This window comes from Mycobacterium lentiflavum (assembly GCF_022374895.2).
Taxonomy (GTDB): domain Bacteria; phylum Actinomycetota; class Actinomycetes; order Mycobacteriales; family Mycobacteriaceae; genus Mycobacterium; species Mycobacterium lentiflavum.
This window is the reverse complement of sequence record NZ_CP092423.2, coordinates 4,292,703-4,313,093: the sequence shown is the minus strand read 5'-3', so window position 1 is coordinate 4,313,093 and position 20,391 is coordinate 4,292,703. Positions and strand designations below refer to the sequence as shown.

Below are 20,391 nucleotides of genomic sequence, written 5' to 3'. Positions count from 1 at the left end.
GTGACCGCGACAGGCCAGACGGTTTTCGATGCCGACTACCGCGCGCTGCTCGCCGAGGCGTTCGACGACCGCGTCATCGTTTGGACGTCCGAAGCCGAAGCGCAGCAACGCTTTCCGCGCAAGCTGATCGAGCATCTGGGAGCAAGCGATGTCTTCAGCGCGAAGTGGACCGACCAGGTCCAACCCGACGTCGGCAAGCTCATCGAACTCGCCCTGGCGCTGGGCCACCTGGCGTCGGCCGGTATCGGAGTGGGCGTCAGCCTGCACGACTCGGCCATTGCCGTGCTGCGCCGGTTCGGCAAATCGGACTACCTGAAGGACATCTGTGAGAAGGCGATTCGCGGCGAGGCCGTGCTCTGCATCGGCGCCTCGGAAGAATCCGGCGGATCGGATCTGCAGATAGTTGAAACCGAGGTTCGCTCGCACGACGGCGGTTTCGCGGTCCGTGGCATCAAGAAGTTCGTCTCGCTGTCTCCGATCGCCGACCACATCATGGTCGTGGCGCGCAGCGTCGACCACGACTCGTCCAGCCGGCACGGCAACGTCGTCGTGGTGGCGGTGCCGACCACACACGTCGACGTGCAGCGGCCCTACAACAAAGTGGGCGCCGGGCCGCTGGACACCGCGGCGGTCCACATCGATACCTGGGTCCCGGCCGACGCGATGGTCGCGCGGGCCGGCACCGGGCTGGCGGCCATCAGTTGGGGATTGGCGCACGAGCGCATGTCGATCGCCGGCCAGATCGCGGCGTCGTGCCAGCGGGTGATCGGAATTACGTTGGCCCGCATGATGAATCGGCGCCAATTCGGCAACACGCTGTTCGAGCATCAGGCGTTGCGGCTGCGGATGGCCGACCTGCAGGCGCGGGTCGACCAGCTGCGCTTCGCGCTGCACGGCATCGCCGCTGCGGGGCGGCTGGATCTGCGGGCGGCCGCGGGCATCAAGGTCACCGCGGCTCGCCTCGGCGAAGAAGTCATCGGCGAGTGTATGCACATTTTCGGCGGGTCCGGCTATCTCGTCGACGAAACACCGCTGGGCCGGGTTTGGCGGGACATGAAGCTGGCCCGGGTCGGCGGCGGCACCGACGAAGTGCTCTGGGAATTGGTCGCGGCCGGCATGAAGGCCGACCACGTCGGCTACCAGGATTGGGTTGTACGGTCCAACGCGTAGAGCACCATCCGCCGGTTCGGCGCGTCGTGCTCACCCAGCGACCGGCATCCGACGAACTCGCACAGCCGGCGCACGGTGGTGTTGCGGTGATCCGGATCGAACATGATCCGCTCGCAGCGCGGTTCTTGTACGAACACGCTGGCCACGATTCGCGGTAGCACCCGCGGGCCGAAGCCGCGATTGACCAACCTCAGATCCGCGATGGCCGCATGGAGCCCAATGTCGTAGGGATGAGCATCGTAGTGACGCGAGATCATGTCCTTTGCTGCCCAATAGATCTCGAGGTAGGCGCACTCTTCGCCGCGCAGGGCGGCGATCAGCGGCAGCGAGTAGGTCCCCTCGAGCTGTGCATCAAGGTGCTGGCGCCAGCGCGACACCGGCCAGGCGTACTCCCAGGTCTCGGCGAGATGAGGGCGATTCATCCACTCCGACACCATTTCTGCGTCACCGCTGACCGCGGCGCGCATCCCGTATGGCGAGTCCAGTGCGGGGACCGGAAGCGGGCCAACGCGCTGGACCTCTTGGGAGAGATCCTTGCGCTCACGCTTCAGCACCTGGGTCGACGAATCATCGGTCTGGGTGTTTGAGGCTCCGTTCATCGTTTGCTGACCTTACCCGACCCGGCTTTCGGAGTTAGGTTAGGCATGCCAAATACGTGCTCGAGTTGATCGGCCAGGCCGCGGTCGGACTTCCGTCCGTACGGGCGCCGGAGCGGTATTATCGCTACGCCCGGGCGCGAGTGGCGGAATTGGTAGACGCGCTGGATTTAGGTTCCAGTGTCTTAGGACGTGGGGGTTCGAGTCCCCCCTTGCGCACTCCCGGCGTTCGGCCGTCGTGCCCGGATCCGATCGCAGCCGCGTCATTCAGCGAACAAGTGTTTAGTGAACATCACAGCGGGTAGCCGAGGGAGAACCGTGCCTCAGCCGATCCACGGTGATCCGACCAAGACGTTGGGACGACGTATGGGTTCTACGCTGCACAGCCTGACTCGATGGAGCAAGGCGCCCGCCAAGGGCGTCACCGCCGCCAAGTCCTGGGTCAACGTGCCCCGCGGATTGGCCGCCCGCGCGACCACCCCATTGCTACCGGACGACTACCTCAAGATGCTTAATCCCTTGTGGTCGGCGCGCGAGCTGCGCGGCCTCATCGTCGACGTGCACCCGGAGACCGCGGATTCCGCGACCGTGACCATCAAGCCCGGGTGGGGCTTCTCCGGGAGATATCGGCCGGGCCAGTACGTCGGCATCGGACTGCGAATCGACGGACGGTGGCATTGGCGCTCATACTCGCTGACCTCAATTCCGCAGCGCGACAACAAGAACATCACGATCACCGTCAAGGCGACGCCCGAGGGCTTCCTGTCCACGCACCTGGTCAACGGCGTGGAACCGGGCACCATCGTGCGGTTGGCGACTCCGAAGGGAGAGTTCGCACTGCCCGACCCGCCACCGGCGAAAATCCTGTTCGTCACGGCCGGCAGCGGGATCACACCGGTGATGGCGATGTTGCGCACCCTGAAGTCGAGGGGACACAGCGCCGACATTGTGCACATTCACTCCGCACCGACGCCCGACGATGTGATTTTTCACGACGAACTGCGCGAGCTCGAGAACAGTGAGCCCCGGTACCGACTTCACTTGCAGCTCACCGAGACTGCGGGTCACCTCGATTTCAGCGACCTGACCGGCATCGTGGGTGACTGGAAACAACGCCCTACGTGGGCATGTGGGCCGCCCGCCCTACTCGACACCGTCGAACGGGTCTGGAAGGACGCGGGTCACAGCGACCAGCTGCATATGGAGCGTTTCACCATCGCCGCCACTGACAAAGGCGGCGAAGGCGGCACCGTCAACTTCGCGATATCCGACAAGTCGATCGAAATCGATGGTGCCACATCACTTTTGGAGGCAGGCGAGAAAGTTGGCATCCAGATGCCGTTCGGCTGCCGAATGGGCATTTGTCAAACCTGTGTGCTCCCACTAGAGGCAGGGCACGTCCGCGACTTGCGGTCCGGGACCGAACACGGCGAGGGCGACCGCATCCAGACGTGCATCTCGACGGCATCCGGCGACTGCACTCTCAAGATCTGAGGAGGAATCCGATGGCAATTACCGACGTGACACAATACGCACATCTCAGCGACGAGGACGTCGAGGCGCTCGGACGCGAACTCGACGCGATCCGCGCCGATATCGAGGAGTCGCGCGGCGAACGCGATGCCCGCTACATCCGGCGAGCCGTGCACCTCCAACGAACATTGGTCGTCGGTGCCCGAATCTTGTTGATGGCCAGCAACAATCGGTTAGCCTGGGTTGCCGGGACGGCGATGTTGGGTACCGGCAAGATCATCGAGAACATGGAACTGGGCCACAACATCACTCACGGTCAGTGGGACTGGATGAATGATCCGGAAATCCATTCGACCGAATGGGAATGGGACACAACCTCACCGAGCGTGCACTGGAAGAAGTCGCACAACTTCATCCACCACAAGTACACCAACATCGTCGGCATGGACGACGATGTCGGTTACGGCATCATGCGGGTCACCCGCGACGAGCCCTGGGCGCGGTGGATGATCGGCAACCCGATCTACAACCTGCTGCTGGGCACCCTGTTCGAATGGGGTGTGGCGGCGCACGGGCTGGAGCTTTCCCGGGTCCGCAGACACGAGAAGACGTGGGCCGAAGTCCGCAAGGATCTGCGCATCATCGCCAAGAAGGTCGGTAGGCAGGTCGGCAAGGACTACATCGTGTTTCCGGCGTTGGCCGGACGTAACTGGAAGCACACGCTGCGGGCCAACGCGGTCGCCAACCTGATTCGCAACTACTGGTCCTACATGGTCATCTTCTGCGGTCACTTCCCCGACGGCGCAGAGAAGTTCACCAAAGAAGAGTTCGAGAACGAGACGCAAGCGCAGTGGTACCTGCGCCAGATGCTCGGTTCGGCGAACTTCCACGCCGGTCCGGTGATGGCTTTCATCAGCGGCAACCTGTGCTATCAAATCGAGCATCACCTCTTCCCGGATCTGCCGAGCAATCGCTATGCCGAGATCTCTGTACGGGTGCGCGAGCTGTGTGAGAAGTACGACCTGCCCTACACCACCGGATCGCTTGGCCGGCAGTACTGGCAGTCGTTCTGGACGATCCTCAAGCTCGCCCTGCCCGACAAACTGCTCAAGGGCACGCCCGACGATGCCCCGGAGACTCACTCCGAGTTGAAGTTCCGCGTACGCGAGGGGCTCAGGGACAGCTTCGTCGACCCCGCGACCGGCAAACGGCGGGGCCTGCGCACCGCCCTGCGCGAACTGCAGGCGGCCCCAGTCGCCCCCTGACGCGCGGCGACGCTCCCGCGGCGTACCGGACGACCGTGCCTCGACCGCTCTCCTGGCTTCAGCTATGGTAAGGCAACCCTTAGTTTGAGGCGAATCACGACCAGGGTGGAGAGGACCGCTGATGGCCCGCGGGTTCCAGGGCGCGATATTGCGCGGATTCGGTGCGCGCGATCACGTCGCAACCGTGCTCGAAACCGTTTACATCGCACCGCATTTCGTACGGGTCCGGATGGAGTCGGCAACCCTGTTCGACGACGTCGAGGCCGAGCCCGCCGCGTGGCTGCGGTTCTGGTTCCCCGACCCGGCCGGATCGGACACCGAGTTCCAGCGCGGCTACACGATCTCCGAGGCCGATGCCCCGACCGGCCGCTTCGCGGTCGACGTCGTGTTGCACGAACCCGCTGGCCCGGCCTCGACGTGGGCCCGCACCGTCGAGCCCGGCACCACGATCGCGGTGATGTCGCTGATGGGCTCGTCGCGGTTCGACCCGCCCGAAGAGCAGCCGGCCGGTTACCTGCTGATCGGCGACTCGGCGTCGATCCCCGGGATGAACGGCATCGTCGCCACGATTCCCGACGACGTACCGATCGAGATGTACCTCGAGCAGCACGACGATCACGACACGGCGATCCCGATCACGCGGCATCCCCGGCTGCGGGTGCACTGGGTGCCGCGCAGGGACGAGAAATCGCTGGCCGACGCCATCGAGGATCGCGACTGGTCGAACTGGTATGCCTGGGCGACACCCGAGGCCACCACCCTGAAGAACGTGCGTAAGCGGCTGAAGGAAGCCTTCGGCTTTCCCAAGTCCGAGGTTCACGCGCAGGCGTACTGGAGCGCCGGGCGCGAAATGGGCACCACCCGCGGTGGCGACGCGGCGACCAACTCGGCGTCCGCCGACGACTCCACGCCGAAAAGCGTTGCGGCACCGCCTGACACGGCACCGACCGCCGTTGATGCCGTCCCGGCGAACCCCGGCAACTGGCGCGCTCGGGCCGCCGGCCGGTTACTCGCGCCGCTGCGTTCGGCGCTGATCCTCTCGGGCGTGCTACAGGCCGTGATCACGCTGGTGCAGCTCACGCCGTTCGTGCTGCTGGTCGAGCTCGCCCGTCTCCTGGTGACCGGCGCCGCGGCGTCGCGGTTGTGGGAGGTGGGAATTGCCGCCGTCTTCCTGCTCGGTTTGGGCACGCTGCTGGGCGCCGCCCTCACCCTATGGCTGCACGTGATCGACGCCCGGTTCGCCAGCGAACTGCGCTCGCGATTGCTGGCCAAGATGTCGCGGCTGCCGCTGGGCTGGTTCACCTCCCGTGGGTCGGGCTCGATCAAGCAGCTGGTTACCGACGACACCCTGTCGCTGCACTATCTGGTCACGCACGCGATCCCGGACGCGGTCAATGCGATCGTCGCGCCGGTGGCGGTGCTGGTGTATTTGTTTGCCGTCGACTGGCAAGTGGCGCTGGTCTTGTTCGGACCGGTGCTGGTCTATCTCGTGATGGCGTCGGCACTGTCGATCCAATCCGGCCCGAAGATCGCGCAGTCGGCGCGCTGGGCCGAACGGATGACCTCCGAGGCCGGTGCTTACCTCGAGGGTCAGCCGGTGATCCGCGTATTCGGTGGCGCGGCCGCGTCGAGCTTCCGGCGCCGGCTGGACGAGTACGTCGGATTCCTGGTGGCCTGGCAGCGCCCGCTGGCCGGCAAGAAAACCGCGATGGATCTGGCCACCCGCCCGTCCACCTTCCTGTGGCTGATCTCGGCGATCGGCACGCTGCTGGTCGTCACGCACCGGATGGATCCGGTCAACCTGCTGCCGTTCTTGTTGCTGGGCACCACTTTCGGTGTCCGGCTGCTCGGCGTCGCATACGGGCTCGGCGGCATTCGCACCGGAATGCTCGCCGCCCGACGCCTGCAAATCGCGCTCGACGAGCAAGACCTCGGGGTGCAGGAGCAGCCGGGTGCGGTGGCCGGCGACATGGTGGACACCGTGGTGTTCGACCGCGTCGGCTTCAGTTATCGCCCCGGGGTTCCGGTGATCCAGGACGTTTCGTTGGAACTTCGCCCGGGAACGGTGACCGCGCTCGTCGGGCCGTCCGGATCCGGCAAGTCGACGCTGGCGGCTCTGCTGGCCCGGTTCCACGACGTCGATCACGGCGCGATACGTGTTGGGGGACAAGACATCCGGTCGTTGACCGCCGATGAGCTCTACACCCGGGTCGGGTTCGTGCTGCAGGAAACTCAGCTGGTGCAGGGCACCGTCGCGCAGAACATCGCGCTGGCCGTCCCGGACGCCACCCTCGAACAGATCCAGGCCGCTGCCCGCGAGGCGCAGATCCACGACCGGATACTGCGGCTGCCGCAGGGCTACGACACCATGCTGAGCGCGAATGCCGCACTCTCGGGCGGTGAGCGCCAACGCCTCACCATCGCCCGCGCGATGCTCGCCGACACCGGAGTCCTGATTCTGGACGAGGCCACCGCTTTCGCCGATCCTGAGTCGGAATACCTTGTGCAGCAAGCACTTAACCGGCTGACCCACGACCGGACCGTGTTGGTGATCGCGCACCGGCTGCACACCATCACCCGGGCCGACCAGATCATCGTGCTCGACCACGGGCAGGTCGCCGAACGCGGCACCCACGAGCAGTTGCTCGGCGCCGACGGCCGGTATCGCCGGTTGTGGGATACCGGTCAGGGCACTGCCGTGGCCGCGACCGGCGCGGCACAGGAGGGCGCGCGATGATTCGCACCTGGATAAGCCTCGTGCCGGCGCACAGCCGCGCGAAGGTGACCGCCTACGGGCTACTCGCGCTCATCTCGGTCGTGGTGCGCGCTGTCGGCGCCGTCCTGCTCGTCCCGCTGGTGGGCGCACTGTTCAGTGACACACCGCAGCGTGCACTGGCGTGGCTGGGCTGGCTGACCGCCGCGACCGTCACCGGATGGATCGTCGACACCATGACCGCGCGCACCAGCTTCGACTTGGGTTTCGCGGTGCTCGACCATTCGCAGCACGACGTGGCCGACCGGCTTCCCGGGGTTCGGCTGGACTGGTTCACCGCAGACAACACCGCGACGGCCCGTCAGGCGATCGCGGCAACCGGCCCGGAACTGGTCGGTTTGGTGGTCAACCTGCTGACGCCGCTGACGACGTCGATTCTGCTGCCCGCGGTCATCGGCCTGGCGCTGTTGGCGATCTCGTGGCCGCTCGGTGTGGCGGCGCTGGCCGGTGTGCCGCTGCTGCTCGGCGCGCTGTGGGCGTCGCTTCGGTTGACGCGCCGCGCCGACGCGGCCGCCGGCGACGCCAATACCGCACTCACCGAACGGATCATCGAGTTCGCGCGGACCCAGCAGGCGCTGCGGGCCGCGCGGCGGGTCGAGCCGGCCCGCAGCCTGGTGGGTTCCGCGCTCGCCGAGCAACACAGCGCGACGATGCGGCTGCTCGGCATGCAAATCCCGGGCCAGCTGCTGTTCAGCGTCGCCAGCCAGCTGGCCCTGATCGCGCTGGCCGGCGCCACCACGGCGCTGACCATGAACGGCACGCTCACCGCGGCGGAGGCGGTGGCCCTGATCGTCGTGATCGCCCGCTACCTGGAGCCGTTCACCACCGTCAGCGAGCTGGCACCGGCGCTGGAGAGCACCCGCGCCACCCTCGACCGCATCCGTCGCGTGCTCACCGCACCGGCCGTGGCGGCAGGCGCCGCCGACCTGCCGGACGCTGTGGTCGCCCCGCGCATCCGGCTCGATGACGTCGCCTTCGGCTACGACGGCGCCAGCACGCCGGTGCTCGACGGGGTCAGCTTCGCCTTAGAGCCCGCAACGACGACCGCGATCGTCGGGCCGTCGGGTTCCGGAAAGAGCACGATTCTGGCGCTGATCGCCGGGCTGCACCAACCGGCCCGCGGCCGCGTCGTCATCGACGGCATCGACGCCGCCACGCTGAACGCGCCGGCGCGCCGCGCGGTCAGCAGTGTCGTGTTCCAGCACCCGTACCTATTCCACGGGACGATCCGCGACAACATCCTCGCCGGCAACCCGACCGCGGGCGAGGAGCAGTTCGACCGCGCCGTCGCACTGGCCCGGGTCGACGAGCTGATCGACCGGTTGCCCGACGGCGCCGACACCGTCGTCGGCGAGGCCGGCTCGGCCTTGTCCGGCGGCGAGCGGCAACGGGTCAGCATCGCGCGGGCGCTGCTGAAGGCCGCTCCCGTGCTGCTGGTCGACGAGGCGACCAGCGCCCTGGACACCGAGAACGAGGTTGCCGTGGTCGACGCGCTCACCGCCGACCCCCGGGCGCGCACCCGCGTGATCGTCGCTCATCGGCTGGCGAGCATCCGCCACGCCGATCGTGTGCTGTTCGTCGACAACGGGCGGGTCGCCGAGGACGGTTCGATCGACGAATTGCTCGCTGCGGGTGGCCGATTCAGCGAATTCTGGCGCCAGCAGCACGAGGCCGCCGACTGGCACATCGTTTCTGAGTAAGTCGCTGAGTAAGTCGCCGATTAGACCAGGGCGGGTGGCACTTGCCGAATGCCTTACAGTAGATCAGTCAGTCAGCTGGTTCGGTCCTGGAGGCATGGTTGCTTATGAGTGCTGTGGTGTCGATTCCGCGGTACCCCGGCGATGTGACACCCGCATGGCTATCCGCAGCACTGAGCGAACGCCACGCACCGGTCGAGGTGTCTCACGTCGACGTGGTGGCCATCGGCACCGGCCAGACCGGAGCGACCTATCGCGTGACGGTCCAATACGCCGCCGCTGCGGGCGAGCTGCCACAGACTTTCGTGATCAAGCTACCCGCTCAAGACGACACCGTGCGCGACCGCGTCGTCATCGGCTACCGCAGCGAGTGCGCGTTCTATACCACGGTGGCCGACCGTGTCCAGGTGCCGACTCCGAGCTGCTTTTACTGCCAGATCACCGACGACGCCATGGAATACGCGCTGTTGCTGGCCGACCAGGCGCCCGCCGTGCAGGGAGACCAGATCGCGGGCTGCGGCGAGCAGGAGGCGCGGCTCTCGGTGCTGGCGCTCGCCGGCCTACACGGGCCCAGCTGGTGCGACCCGTTCTGGCTGGATCTGCCCGGGCTGGCGTTTCCCCGCCCCGACGATGCTGGGGCGCAGGGCCTGGGCGACGTGGCGAAGATGAGCGCCGACATCACCCTGGAAAAGCTGGGTGACCGGATGAGTGCGGAAGACCGCGAGACCTTCACCGCGACAATGGGGTTGGTGACTCCATGGCTGTCCGCCGAGCGGGACCGTTTCGCGCTACTGCACGGTGACTACCGGCTCGACAATCTGCTGTTCGACCCCGCGCACACCTGGGTCAGCGTGGTCGACTGGCAGACGCTCGGCGTGGGTCTTCCCGCGCGCGATCTGGCGTATTTCACTGCAACGAGTTTGAATTCGGAGCTGCGGTCGGAAATCGAGAAGGATCTCGTCGACGACTATCATCAAGCGCTGTTGGGCTATGGCGTCACCGGCTACGACCGCGAAACATGTTGGCGGGATTACCGACTCGGGATGCCGCAGGCCCTGCTGATCTCCGCGCTCGGGTTCGCGTTCGCCGCCTCCACCGAACGCGGTGACGACATGGTGCTGGCCATGCTCAGCCGCGGCTGCCGGGCGGTGCGGGATCTGGGGACGCTGGAACTGCTCGGCTGAACCCGGTTAGCGGTTGAATCGACCGTCGAGATACTCGGCCCGGCACGCGTTGCGGGCGAGTTTACCGCTGGTGGTGCGCGGAATCGCGCCGGCGGCAACGAGTCGCAGGTCGGCCACCCGAACCTGATGCTCGCGTGCCACCGCTGCCCGCACGGCCGCGGCAATCGCCTCGGGATCCGCGCGTCCGACACCCGCGGCGCGTTCGGCGACGATGACAAGTTGCTCGGCCGAGCCGCCGTCGGCGGCGTCGGCCGGCACCGAGAACGCGGCCACGTAGCCGGTCCTGATGGCCCGCGACGAATTGCTGACCGTGGTCTCGATGTCGTGCGGGTAGTGGTTGCGACCGTCGATGATGATGAGGTCTTTGATCCGGCCGGTCAGGTAGATCTCGCCGTCGATGTACACGCCGAGATCGCCGGTGGCCAGCCAGTAACAGTTGTCCGGTGCGCCTTCGGCGTGGCTGCCCCGCTCCAGCCGGGATTGCAGCTTGTTGCCGAACGTGCGCTGCGATTCTTCCTCGCGTCCGAAGTAGCCACGGGCGATGTTGTTGCCGTGCAGCCAGATCTCCCCGACCGAGCTATCCGGCACCTCGCCGCCGTCCGGGCTGGCGATCACCGCCCAGAGGTCACGGAACGGGTGGCCGCAGGACACGTAGGCGACCGCACCCTCGGCGTCCGGCTCGACGACCACCGCGCGCCCCGCGGCGAGCTCGGCACGGTCGACGTAGACCGCTTTGTATCCCGAATGCGGTGGGGTACTGGCAACCCCCAGTGTCGCCTCCGCCATGCCGTAGGACGGTTTGACCGCCGTCGCGGGCAGGCCGTAGGGCGCGAACGCGTTGGTGAACTTCTCGATGGCGGCGATGGTCACCGGCTCGGACCCGTTGAGCAGGCCGACCACGTTGTGCAGGTCGATCTCCACGCCCTCGGGCGGCAGCCCGCGCTCGGCGGCCAACTCGAAGGCGAAATTGGGTGCCGCGGCGAACGTCGGGCCGTTGGCCGCCTCGGCGCTCAGTTCCTTGATCCATCGGAACGGCCGGCGCACGAAGGCCATGGGATCCAGCAGCGTCAGGTATTCGCCACCGCACAGCGCCGGGAACATGATCATGATCAGTCCCATGTCGTGATACAGCGGCAGCCAGCTCACGCTGTGGGTGTTTCGGTGCAGGTCACCGGCCAGGATCATCTGCAGCACGTTCGTGCAGACGGCGCGATGCGTGACTTCGACGCCGGCCGGGCTGCGCGTCGACCCCGACGTGTATTGCAGATAGGCAATGTCGTCCGTGCCGATCGTCGGCTCGACGAACATCGAGGCCAGCGACGACGGGATCGCGTCGACCGCGATCAAGCGCGGCCGCCCGGCCACCGGGTGCGTCCGCAGCGATTCGCGCACGGACTCCGCGGCCGCCGTGGTCGTCAGCACCACGGCGGGCCGGGCGTCGGCCAACACCGCGGTCAACCGCTCGGTATGGCCGGCGAGCGTCGGCGCAAACAGCGGGACCGCGATATTGCCCGCGTGGACCGCGGCGAAGAAAGAGGCCACGTACTCCAGGCCCTGCGGAGCCAGGATCGCGACCCGGTCGCCGGGCTTGGCGACTTGCTGCAGGCGAGCGCCGATCGAACGGACCTGGGTCCACAGGTCGTTCCAGCTCAGCTCGAGGACGCGCCCGTCCTGCTCTTTCGCGTAGTCGACGAACCGGTATGACGGACGGTCACCGAATGCTGCCCGGTTTTGATCGAAGAACGCTGTGAGCGTCAACCCGTCGGGCAGGACAATCGTGCCGTCGGCGCGGACGTAATCGTTTATGTCAGCTGCTGGTGGCTCAACAGCATCAATCGACAAATGGGGCCGTCCCATGTTGAGAGAATAAGTAACCCTCTTAGTCTTTTGCTCCACCGGGTGGGTGTGTCGCCCGCGACGTTCCATAACGATGTGATCTACATCACATCACGGAGCCGTAATGATCAGCGGATTCAGTCGGAAATGAGTCGCGGTATCCGCCGCTGTCGGCGTGAAATATGTTGGCGCGTTTCGCAGCTCGGAATGGGTTACGCGTCAGTATTGGCTGGACCCCTGATCCACGCGAATCTGGGCCGCGGTGACCTTGCGCGACTCGTCGCTGGCCAGCCAGCAGACGGCGTCGGCGATCTCTTCGGGTTCGGCGACCCAGTCGGGCAGAAACGGCGTCAGGACGTGCGCCAGCTGGGGGTTGGTTTCCATCGCCCGGGCCACCGCCTCGACCATGTCGCCGGAGCCCATCGGCGTGTTCACCGGGCCGGGGTGGACGCTGTTGACGCGGATCGAGTGCTTGCCCAATTCGGCCGCGAAGGCCCGGGCCAGCCCCGTGACGGCGTGCTTACTGGCGGTGTAATGCACCATGAACGGCTGCTGCTTTGCCCCGGCCGCCGAGCTGATCAGAATGATCGAGCCGCCGCGTCCGCCTTCGATGATCTTGTCCGCGCCGGCCATCACGGTGTTCCAGGTGCCCGTCACGTTGATGTCCAGCACGTGGCCGAAGTCTTCGGGCGTGATCTCGTTCCACGGCTGCGGGGCCGCCACTCCGGCGTTGGCCACGATGATGTCCAGGCGTCCGAATGCGGCGACGCCGTCGTCGACGGCCTCGCGCAGCGCTTGCAGGTCGCGAGTGTCGACGACCGAGGCGAGGATGCGACGGTTGGTTTCTTCGACCAGGCGCACGGTTTCGGCCAGGTCCTCTTCTGTCGCCGGGTCGTAGGGAACGCAGGACGGCAGCTTGCCGGCGATATCGACGGCGATGATGTCGGCGCCTTCGGCGGCCATGCGCACCGCATGGGCGCGGCCCTGGCCGCGCGCGGCTCCGGTGATGAAGGCGACTCGCCCCTCGAGCTTGCCTGCCATTAGCGCTCCTTCTTCGTCGCTCGTCCGGCCGCCTTGACCAGGTTCGAACCGATGATCAGACGCTGAATCTCACTGGTGCCCTCGTACAGCCGCAGCAGGCGCACGTCGCGGTAGATGCGTTCGACGGCAACGCCACGCATGTAACCACTCCCACCGTGAATCTGCACCGCGAGATCGGCTACTCTGCCGGCCATTTCGGTGCAGAAGAGCTTTGCCGACGACGGTGCCACCCGGCGGTCCTCGTCGGTCACCCACAGCCGGGCGGCCTCGCGGACCAACGCGCGGCCGGCCATCACCTCGGTCTGTTGGTCGGCCAGCATCGCCTGCACCAACTGGAAGCTGCCGATCGGCTCACCGCCCTGCGTCGCGGTGGCTGCGTAGGCGACGGACTCGTCGAGCGCGCGCGTCGCGGCGCCGACCGCCAGCGCGGCGATGTGGACTCGGCCCCGCGCCAGCGAAGTCATCGCGGCCCGATAACCCACGTCTTCGCTGCCACCGACGAGGGCATCGGGTCCGACGCGGACGTCGGTGAAGTTGACGTCGGCCGTCCACGCGCCTTCCTGACCCATCTTGGCGTCCTTGACGCCCACCTCGACGCCCGCGGCGTCCGCGGGAACCAAGAAGACCGCGATCCCCGGGCCCTGCTCGTCGGCCGGGCGGGTGCGCGCGAACACCACGAACAGATCGGCGACGGGCGCATTGGTGATGAAGCGCTTCTGGCCCGAGATTATCCAATCCTCGTTGGCTCGACCGGCTTTGGTGCGCAAGCCGGCCGGGTTGGATCCGGCGCCGGGTTCGGTCAGTGCGAACGAGGCGACGACGTCGCCGGAGGCTATCGATGCCAGCCAGCGGGATTTCTGTTCTTCGGTGCCGAACCCAACCAACACTTGCCCGGCGATGCCGTTGTTGGTGCCGAACATCGAACGCAGGGCCAGCGATGTGTAGCCCAGCTCCATCGCGAGCTCGACGTCTTGCATCAGGTTGAGGCCAAGACCGCCCCACTCCTGGGGAATCGCGTAGCCGAACAGCCCCATCTTCTTGGCCTCATCGCGCAGGTCGTCGGGGACGCGATCCTCGTCGAGGATCTCCTGTTCCCGGGGAACGACGGCGGTGCGCACGAATTGCCTTGTCTGAGCCAGGATCTCGCGAAAGTCCTCGTCGCTGACTTCCGCGGATTCGGCGATGGACATTGGCTTCACACTCCTCTCCCGGGCCGGACACCCCGGTCCAGGGCAGGATCCTATATCAAATATGATATTTGCCTGGAACGTGCCCGGTGGTGGTGAGAACAGTGAAGGATGTGGATCCAGATGTCGTTGTTGACAGGTCAGACGGCGGTAATCACAGGCGGAGCGCAGGGGCTGGGTCTGGCCATCGCGGAGCGGTTTGTGGCCGAGGGCGCGCGCGTGGTGCTCGGCGACGTCAACCTCGAGGAAACCCAAGTCGTGGCCAAGCAGCTGGGCGGTGACGACGTCGCCGTCGCGGTGCGATGCGATGTCACGCAATCGTCCGACGTCGAGGCCCTGATTCAGACCGCGGTGCAACATTTCGGTGGCCTGGACATCATGGTCAACAACGCCGGTATCACCCGCGACGCCACCATGCGCAAGATGACCGAGGAGCAGTTCGATCAGGTCATCAACGTCCATTTGAAGGGAACCTGGAACGGCACCCGGCTGGCCGCGGCGATCATGCGGGAAAACAAGCGGGGCGCGATCATCAACATGTCCTCGGTGTCGGGGAAGGTCGGCATGGTCGGTCAGACCAACTACTCGGCGGCCAAGGCCGGCATCGTCGGCATGACCAAGGCGGCCGCCAAGGAGTTGGCCTACCTGGGCGTGCGGGTGAACGCCATCGCGCCGGGTTTGATCCGTTCCGCCATGACAGAGGCTATGCCGCAACGGATTTGGGACTCGAAGGTCGCCGAGGTGCCGATGGGCCGGGCCGGCGAGCCCAGTGAGGTCGCGAGCGTGGCGCTGTTCCTGGCATCCGACCTGTCGTCGTACATGACCGGCACCGTCATGGAAATCACCGGTGGCCGGCACCTATGAGTGCCGAGGTCGTCATCTGCGAGCCCGTCCGCACGCCGATCGGCCGCTACGGCGGAATGTTCAAGTCTCTCAGCGCCGTTGACCTCGGGGTCACCGCGCTCAAAGGTCTGCTGGAGCGGACCGGGCTGGCTCCCGATGCCGTGCAGGACGTGATCCTTGGTCACTGCTATCCCAACAGCGATGCGCCCGCGATCGGACGGGTGGTGGCCTTGGACGCCGGTTTGCCGGTGACGGTGCCCGGCATGCAGGTGGACCGTCGCTGTGGGTCGGGCCTGCAGGCCGTCATTCAGGCCTGCCTGCAGGTGGGCGCCGGCGACCATGACCTCGTCGTCGCCGGAGGATGCGAAAGCATGAGCAACGTCGCCTTCTACTCCACCGACATGCGTTGGGGCGCCCGCAACGGCGTCCAGGTGCATGACGGGCTGGCGCGCGGGCGCACGACCGCCGGTGGCCGTCGCTACCCGGTTGCGGGTGGGATGCTCGAGACCGCGGAGAACCTGCGCCGCCAATACGGCATTTCACGCCAGGAGCAGGACGAGCTCGCGGTGCGGTCGCATCAGCGCGCCGTCGCCGCGCAGAAGGACGGCGTGCTGGTCGATGAGATTATCCCGGTCGCGGTAGCCACCCGCGGCGTCGAGGAAGTCGTCGACACCGACGAGCATCCCCGCGCCGACACCTCGGTCGAGTCGCTGAGCAAGCTCAAACCGGTTCTGCGGAAGGATGATCCGGAGGCGACGGTCACGGCCGGCAACGCCAGCGGGCAGAACGACGCCGCAGCCATGTGTGTGGTGACCACGCGCGAGAAGGCGGACGAGTATGGCCTGACACCCCTGGTCCGCATGGTGTCGTGGGGCCTGGCGGGGGTGGCGCCCAACGTCATGGGTATCGGTCCGGTGCCTGCTACCGAGGCCGCGCTGGCCAAGGCCGGCTTGCAACTGTGCGACATCGATCTCATCGAACTCAACGAAGCCTTTGCCGCCCAAGCCCTTGCGGTGACGCGAGAATGGAAGTTCGGCGCCGCCGATTTCGACCGAACCAATGTGCACGGCTCGGGAATCTCACTGGGCCACCCGGTCGGCGCGACCGGCGGGCGGATGCTCGCCACCTTGGCGCGTGAACTCGACCGTCGCCAGGCGCGCTACGGGCTGGAGACCATGTGCATCGGCGGCGGCCAAGGGCTGGCCGCGATCTTCGAACGGGTCAGCCATCGATGAGCGCCCCCGGGTTGCCACTGGCTGGTCTCACCGTGGTCGAGGTGTCCAGTTTCGTCGCCGCACCACTGTGTGGCATGACCCTGAGTCAGCTTGGCGCGGAGGTCATCCGCGTCGATCCGATCGGCGGCGCTTCCGACGTCCAGCGCTGGCCACTGTCGGCGGACGGCACCTCGATCTATTGGACAGGCCTGAACAAGGGAAAGCGTTCGGCCACCATCGATATGCGTTCGCCCGAGGGTCAGGAACTGGTTGTCCGGCTGATCACCGAGGGCGACGGGATTGTGGTGACCAATGCCGCCGGCCTGTCCTGGCTGAGCCATGATGTGCTGGCAGCCAAGCGATCCGACGTGATCCACGCCCAGTTGCTCGGGCGCGGTGACGGCTCCACCGGGGTGGATTATACGGTGAACGCGGGCATCGGCTATCCGCTCGTCACGGGCCCGGCCGATCAGGCCGGTCCGATCAATCACGTGTTGCCGGCCTGGGATGTGTGCTGCGGACTGTACGCCGCGTTGGCGGTCGTCACCGCCGTCCGTCGTCGCGAGCAGTCCGGGGCCGGGGCGCAGATCAGCCTGGCGTTGGAGGATGTCGCGCTGGCCACCGCCGCCAATCTCGGCTTGTTGACCGAACCTCAAGTCAACGGGACACAGCGCGCGCGGCTGGGCAATGCCATCTATGGTCAGTACGGGCAGGACTTCACCAGCTGTGACGGGGCCCGGTTCATGGTTGTCCTGTTGACCGGCAAGCACTTTCGCGACTTGCTCAAGGTGACGGGCACGGGCGCCGCGGTGTCTGCGCTCGCCGAGGCGCTGGGGGTGGATTTCGGGTCTGAGGGTGATCGCTACCGATACCGAGACGCGCTTTCCGGCCTGTTCGCCACCTGGTTCGCCGAACATACCGCCGACGAAATCACCGCCGCGCTGTCGGACACCACGGTGTTGTTCGAGCGCTACCGCACCTTCGCCGAGGTTGCCTCCGGACCGAAAGTCACTGCCAATCCCTTATTTTCGCCTCTGCGGCAACCCGGTCTGGGCGACTACCTGGCACCGGGCCTGCCGGCCGCGTTCGACGGTGCGCATCCGGGCCCCGCACCCGCACCCGCCCTGGGGCAAGACACCGCCGACATCCTGCGGGGCCTGGGCCTGACCACCGCCGACATCGAGCGTCTCACCAACGCGAACACCGTCGCCTGCTGAGCAGGAAGGAAATACAGCTCATGACCAAGCTCGCCCAAACCCTCGGGCTCACCGAATTCCAGAGCGAGATCATCGCCGCGGTGCGCCAATTCGTCGAGAAAGAAGTCATCCCCAGCGCGGCCGAACTCGAACGCGCCGACACCTACCCGCAGCACATCGTCGACCAGATGCGCGAGATGGGCCTGTTCGGACTGATGATTCCGCAAGAGTACGGCGGCCTGGGGGAGTCGCTGCTGACCTACGCGCTGTGCGTCGAGGAGCTGGCGCGGGGCTGGATGAGTGTATCCGGGGTGCTCAACACCCACTTCATCGTGGCGTACATGCTGCGCCAGCACGGTACCGACGAGCAGAAGCGGCGGTTCCTGCCCCGGATGGCGGCCGGCGAGACCCGGGGTGCGTTTTCGATGTCGGAGCCGGAGCTGGGTTCTGATGTGGCGGCGATCCGCACCCGGGCCCGCCGCGATGCCGACGGCACGTACACCATCAACGGCCAGAAGATGTGGCTGACCAACGGCGCCACCTCCACACTGGTGGCGGTCCTGGTGCGCACCGACGAAGGCTCGGACAAACCGCACCGCAACCTGACCGCGTTCCTGGTCGAGAAGCCGGTCGGATTCGGCGAAGTCGTTGCAGGCCTGCATATTCCGGGCAAGATAGACAAGCTTGGTTACAAGGGCATCGAAACCACCGAGATGATTTTCGACGGTTACCGGGCCAGCGCCGACGATGTGCTCGGGGGCACCACCGGGCAGGGCTTCTTCCAGATGATGGACGGCATCGAGGTCGGCCGGGTCAACGTGTCGGCACGCGCGTGTGGCGTCGGATTGCGTGCCTTCGAGCTCGCGGTGCGCTACGCGCAACAGCGCCAGACGTTTGGAAAGCCGATCGCCGAGCACCAGGCCATCGCGTTTCAGCTTGCCGAGATGGCGACCAAAGTCGAAGCGGCACACCTGATGATGGTCAACGCGGCGCGACTGAAGGATTCGGGCGAGCGCAACGACGTCGCTGCCGGCATGGCCAAGTACCTGTGCAGTGAGTACTGCACCGAGGTTACCCAGCAAAGCTTCCGGATCCACGGTGGCTACGGCTATTCCAAGGAATACGAGATCGAGCGGTTGATGCGCGACGCGCCGTTTTTGCTGATCGGCGAGGGAACCAGCGAGATCCAGAAGAACATCATCAGCAAGCGATTGCTGACGGAATACCAGGTGTAGGCAGATGAGCGTTCCGGATTTCGCTGCGCGGCCTCAACTTTCCGAGGACGTCGCGCGGATTATCCGTGGGCGGATATTCGACGGCGGCTATACCGCGGGTTCTTATATTCGTCTGGACCAACTGGCGGCCGAGTTGGGGATCAGTGTCACGCCGGTCCGTGAGGCACTGTTCGCACTGCGCGCCGAGGGGCTGATCGCCCAGCAGCCCCGCCGCGGCTTCGTGGTATTGCCGGTCACCGGCCGAGACGTCACCGACGTCGCGAACGTGCAGGCACATGTCGGTGGGGAGCTGGCCGCGCGGGCCGCGGTCAACATCACTTCCGAGCAGCTGCATGAACTTAAGCAGCTGCAGGCTCAGCTGGAACAGGCCTATGCCGGCGATGACCACGAGCGAACGGTCCGGCTGAACCACGAGTTTCACCGGGCCATCAACGTCGCGGCGGACTCGCCGAAACTCGCTCAGTTGATGTCGCAGATCACCAGATACGCGCCCGAATCGGTGTTTCCCTCGATCGAGGGCTGGCCCAGCCAGTCGATCAAGGACCATCGGGAGATCTTGACCGCGCTTGAGATTCACGACGACAAACGTGCCCGCGCGGCGATGTCGGAACATCTTGCCGCCGGTGCTGTTCCGTTGATCGACCACCTCGTCGCGCGCGGTGTGGTGAGTGGCCCGCGTCCTCAGCAAGATCGAAGCGGCACGGCTTAGCTGCTTTGGTCGCGAAACGTCTGTCGATAACTCTGCGGCGATACTCCGGACAGCCGACGGAATTGCTCGCGGAAATTCGTCGCTGACGCGAAACCTACTCGACGCGAAATCGTTTCGACGCTGTCGGCAGTTCTCTCCAGCAGCTGCTGCGCATGCCGGACCCGAACGTTGTTGACCCACTGCATGGGCGTCTGACCGGTCTCGAGCTTGAACCGGCGATTGATCGTCCGTTCGCTGCTGGCTGCCTGGCGGGCAATGTCGCGCAGCGTCAGTGGTAGGTGCGCATTGTTCTCGATCCAGATCAATAGGCCGTCGAGTTCGGTGTTGGATATGCGGCGATTGCGGATGATGAATTGTGCTTGGCCGCCGCTGCGGTGCAGCGGGGCGACGGCCAGGCGGGCGGCGTCAGCGGCGGCGGCAGAGCCGTAATCGCGGGCGACCATGTGCAGGCACAGATCCAGTCCGGCCGATGCTCCGGCCGAGCTGAGGACTTGGCCTTCGTCGACGTAGAGCGCATCGGCATCGAGCCTGACATCCGGGTAGGTCGCCGAAAACAGTTCCGCCGCAAGCCAGTGCGTGGTCGCCCGTTTGCCGTCGAGGATGCCCGCCGCGGCGACGGTAAAAGCTCCGCTACAGATCGATGCGATTCGAATTCCCTTGTGGTAAGCGGACTTCAATGCTGCGATCACGTCGGCGCGGACTGCAGCAGCGGCATCATTGCGGCCCGGCACGATGATGGTGTCGGCGTTGGCGAGCTCGGCTAGGCCGAAGTCCGTCGCGATCCGGATCGGCCCCGCTGCAACCAGGGGCTCGCAGCCACATACTCGAACCCGGTAGCCCGGCGCTGCGTTGTCGAGCCAGACCCGGCCGAAGACCTCGACCGCGATCGCGAGGTCGAACGCGATGGCGTCGGGCTCGGCCAGCACAGCGACGGAATGCATGGTTTGGCAATATACCGTCGCAACGTGGCAA

16 protein-coding genes and 1 tRNA gene are annotated in these 20,391 nt (G+C 66.2%); 12 read left to right on the top strand and 5 right to left on the bottom strand.

Annotated features, from left to right (window positions below; genetic code table 11):
• Nucleotides 1-1,170, top strand: a complete 1,170-nt coding sequence (gene mbtN, locus MJO58_RS19990) for a mycobactin biosynthesis acyl-ACP dehydrogenase MbtN (protein WP_239720730.1) — start codon at nucleotides 1-3, stop codon at nucleotides 1,168-1,170.
• Here the strand turns inward: mbtN and MJO58_RS19985 are convergent.
• Nucleotides 1,137-1,769, bottom strand: a complete 633-nt coding sequence (locus MJO58_RS19985) for a GNAT family N-acetyltransferase (RefSeq protein ID WP_090605031.1) — start codon at nucleotides 1,767-1,769, stop codon at nucleotides 1,137-1,139. The two genes, mbtN and MJO58_RS19985, sit on opposite strands and share 34 nt — an antisense overlap.
• A gap of 134 nt (nucleotides 1,770-1,903) precedes the next feature.
• On the opposite strand from MJO58_RS19985, the gene MJO58_RS19980 reads away from it, so the two are divergent.
• The 6 genes from MJO58_RS19980 (at nucleotide 1,904) to MJO58_RS19955 (ending at nucleotide 10,158) form a co-directional block, all read left to right on the top strand.
• Nucleotides 1,904-1,985: transfer RNA gene (locus MJO58_RS19980), tRNA-Leu, on the top strand.
• A gap of 147 nt (nucleotides 1,986-2,132) precedes the next feature.
• The gene (locus MJO58_RS19975) at nucleotides 2,133-3,260 is read left to right on the top strand and encodes a ferredoxin reductase (protein WP_239723360.1); all 1,128 of its coding nucleotides are present in this window, start codon (nucleotides 2,133-2,135) and stop codon (nucleotides 3,258-3,260) included.
• Nucleotides 3,261-3,271: 11 nt separating this feature from the next.
• Nucleotides 3,272-4,504, top strand: coding sequence for a fatty acid desaturase family protein (locus MJO58_RS19970; protein WP_090605025.1), 1,233 nt, complete (start codon nucleotides 3,272-3,274; stop codon nucleotides 4,502-4,504).
• Nucleotides 4,505-4,625: 121 nt separating this feature from the next.
• On the top strand, nucleotides 4,626-7,241 hold the full coding sequence (locus MJO58_RS19965) for an ABC transporter ATP-binding protein/permease (protein WP_239720729.1): 2,616 nt from the start codon (nucleotides 4,626-4,628) through the stop codon (nucleotides 7,239-7,241).
• The gene (locus MJO58_RS19960; protein ID WP_239720728.1) at nucleotides 7,238-8,977 is read left to right on the top strand and encodes an ABC transporter ATP-binding protein; all 1,740 of its coding nucleotides are present in this window, start codon (nucleotides 7,238-7,240) and stop codon (nucleotides 8,975-8,977) included. Before MJO58_RS19965 ends, MJO58_RS19960 begins: the two co-directional genes overlap by 4 nt.
• 104 nt (nucleotides 8,978-9,081) lie before the next feature.
• Nucleotides 9,082-10,158: a phosphotransferase family protein gene (locus tag MJO58_RS19955; protein ID WP_239720727.1), complete on the top strand. Its 1,077-nt coding sequence runs from the start codon at nucleotides 9,082-9,084 to the stop codon at nucleotides 10,156-10,158.
• Nucleotides 10,159-10,164: 6 nt separating this feature from the next.
• On the opposite strand, the gene MJO58_RS19950 is transcribed toward MJO58_RS19955, so the two are convergent.
• The 3 genes from MJO58_RS19950 to MJO58_RS19940 form a co-directional block, all read right to left on the bottom strand.
• Nucleotides 10,165-12,015 carry a fatty acyl-AMP ligase gene (locus MJO58_RS19950; protein ID WP_090605000.1) on the bottom strand — a complete coding sequence of 617 codons (1,851 nt, stop codon included), beginning with the start codon at nucleotides 12,013-12,015 and terminating at the stop codon, nucleotides 10,165-10,167.
• Between the two features lie 198 nt (nucleotides 12,016-12,213).
• Nucleotides 12,214-13,035, bottom strand: coding sequence for a mycofactocin-coupled SDR family oxidoreductase (locus tag MJO58_RS19945; protein ID WP_090604998.1), 822 nt, complete (start codon nucleotides 13,033-13,035; stop codon nucleotides 12,214-12,216).
• Nucleotides 13,035-14,225 (bottom strand): acyl-CoA dehydrogenase family protein, encoded by a 1,191-nt coding sequence (locus MJO58_RS19940; RefSeq protein ID WP_239720726.1) that lies wholly within the window; start codon nucleotides 14,223-14,225, stop codon nucleotides 13,035-13,037. The genes MJO58_RS19945 and MJO58_RS19940 overlap by 1 nt, the downstream gene beginning before the upstream one ends.
• A 120-nt stretch (nucleotides 14,226-14,345) precedes the next feature.
• On the opposite strand from MJO58_RS19940, the gene fabG reads away from it, so the two are divergent.
• The 5 genes from fabG to MJO58_RS19915 are packed head-to-tail and all read left to right on the top strand — an operon-like array spanning nucleotide 14,346 to nucleotide 19,419.
• Complete coding sequence (fabG, locus tag MJO58_RS19935; protein ID WP_090609488.1) at nucleotides 14,346-15,086, top strand: 3-oxoacyl-ACP reductase FabG; 741 nt, start codon at nucleotides 14,346-14,348, stop codon at nucleotides 15,084-15,086.
• On the top strand, nucleotides 15,083-16,300 hold the full coding sequence (locus tag MJO58_RS19930) for an acetyl-CoA C-acetyltransferase (protein ID WP_239720725.1): 1,218 nt from the start codon (nucleotides 15,083-15,085) through the stop codon (nucleotides 16,298-16,300). The genes fabG and MJO58_RS19930 overlap by 4 nt, the downstream gene beginning before the upstream one ends.
• Nucleotides 16,297-17,496: a CoA transferase gene (locus MJO58_RS19925; protein WP_239720724.1), complete on the top strand. Its 1,200-nt coding sequence runs from the start codon at nucleotides 16,297-16,299 to the stop codon at nucleotides 17,494-17,496. The genes MJO58_RS19930 and MJO58_RS19925 overlap by 4 nt, the downstream gene beginning before the upstream one ends.
• Nucleotides 17,497-17,516: 20 nt before the next feature.
• Complete coding sequence (locus MJO58_RS19920; protein ID WP_090604977.1) at nucleotides 17,517-18,710, top strand: acyl-CoA dehydrogenase family protein; 1,194 nt, start codon at nucleotides 17,517-17,519, stop codon at nucleotides 18,708-18,710.
• A gap of 4 nt (nucleotides 18,711-18,714) precedes the next feature.
• On the top strand, nucleotides 18,715-19,419 hold the full coding sequence (locus MJO58_RS19915; protein ID WP_090604974.1) for a GntR family transcriptional regulator: 705 nt from the start codon (nucleotides 18,715-18,717) through the stop codon (nucleotides 19,417-19,419).
• Here MJO58_RS19915 and MJO58_RS19910 read toward each other — a convergent pair.
• A complete protein-coding gene (locus tag MJO58_RS19910) occupies nucleotides 19,416-20,360 on the bottom strand; it encodes a GlxA family transcriptional regulator (RefSeq protein WP_239720723.1) in 945 nt (314 codons plus the stop codon). The two genes, MJO58_RS19915 and MJO58_RS19910, sit on opposite strands and share 4 nt — an antisense overlap.
• Between the last annotated feature and the right edge of the window lie 31 nt (nucleotides 20,361-20,391).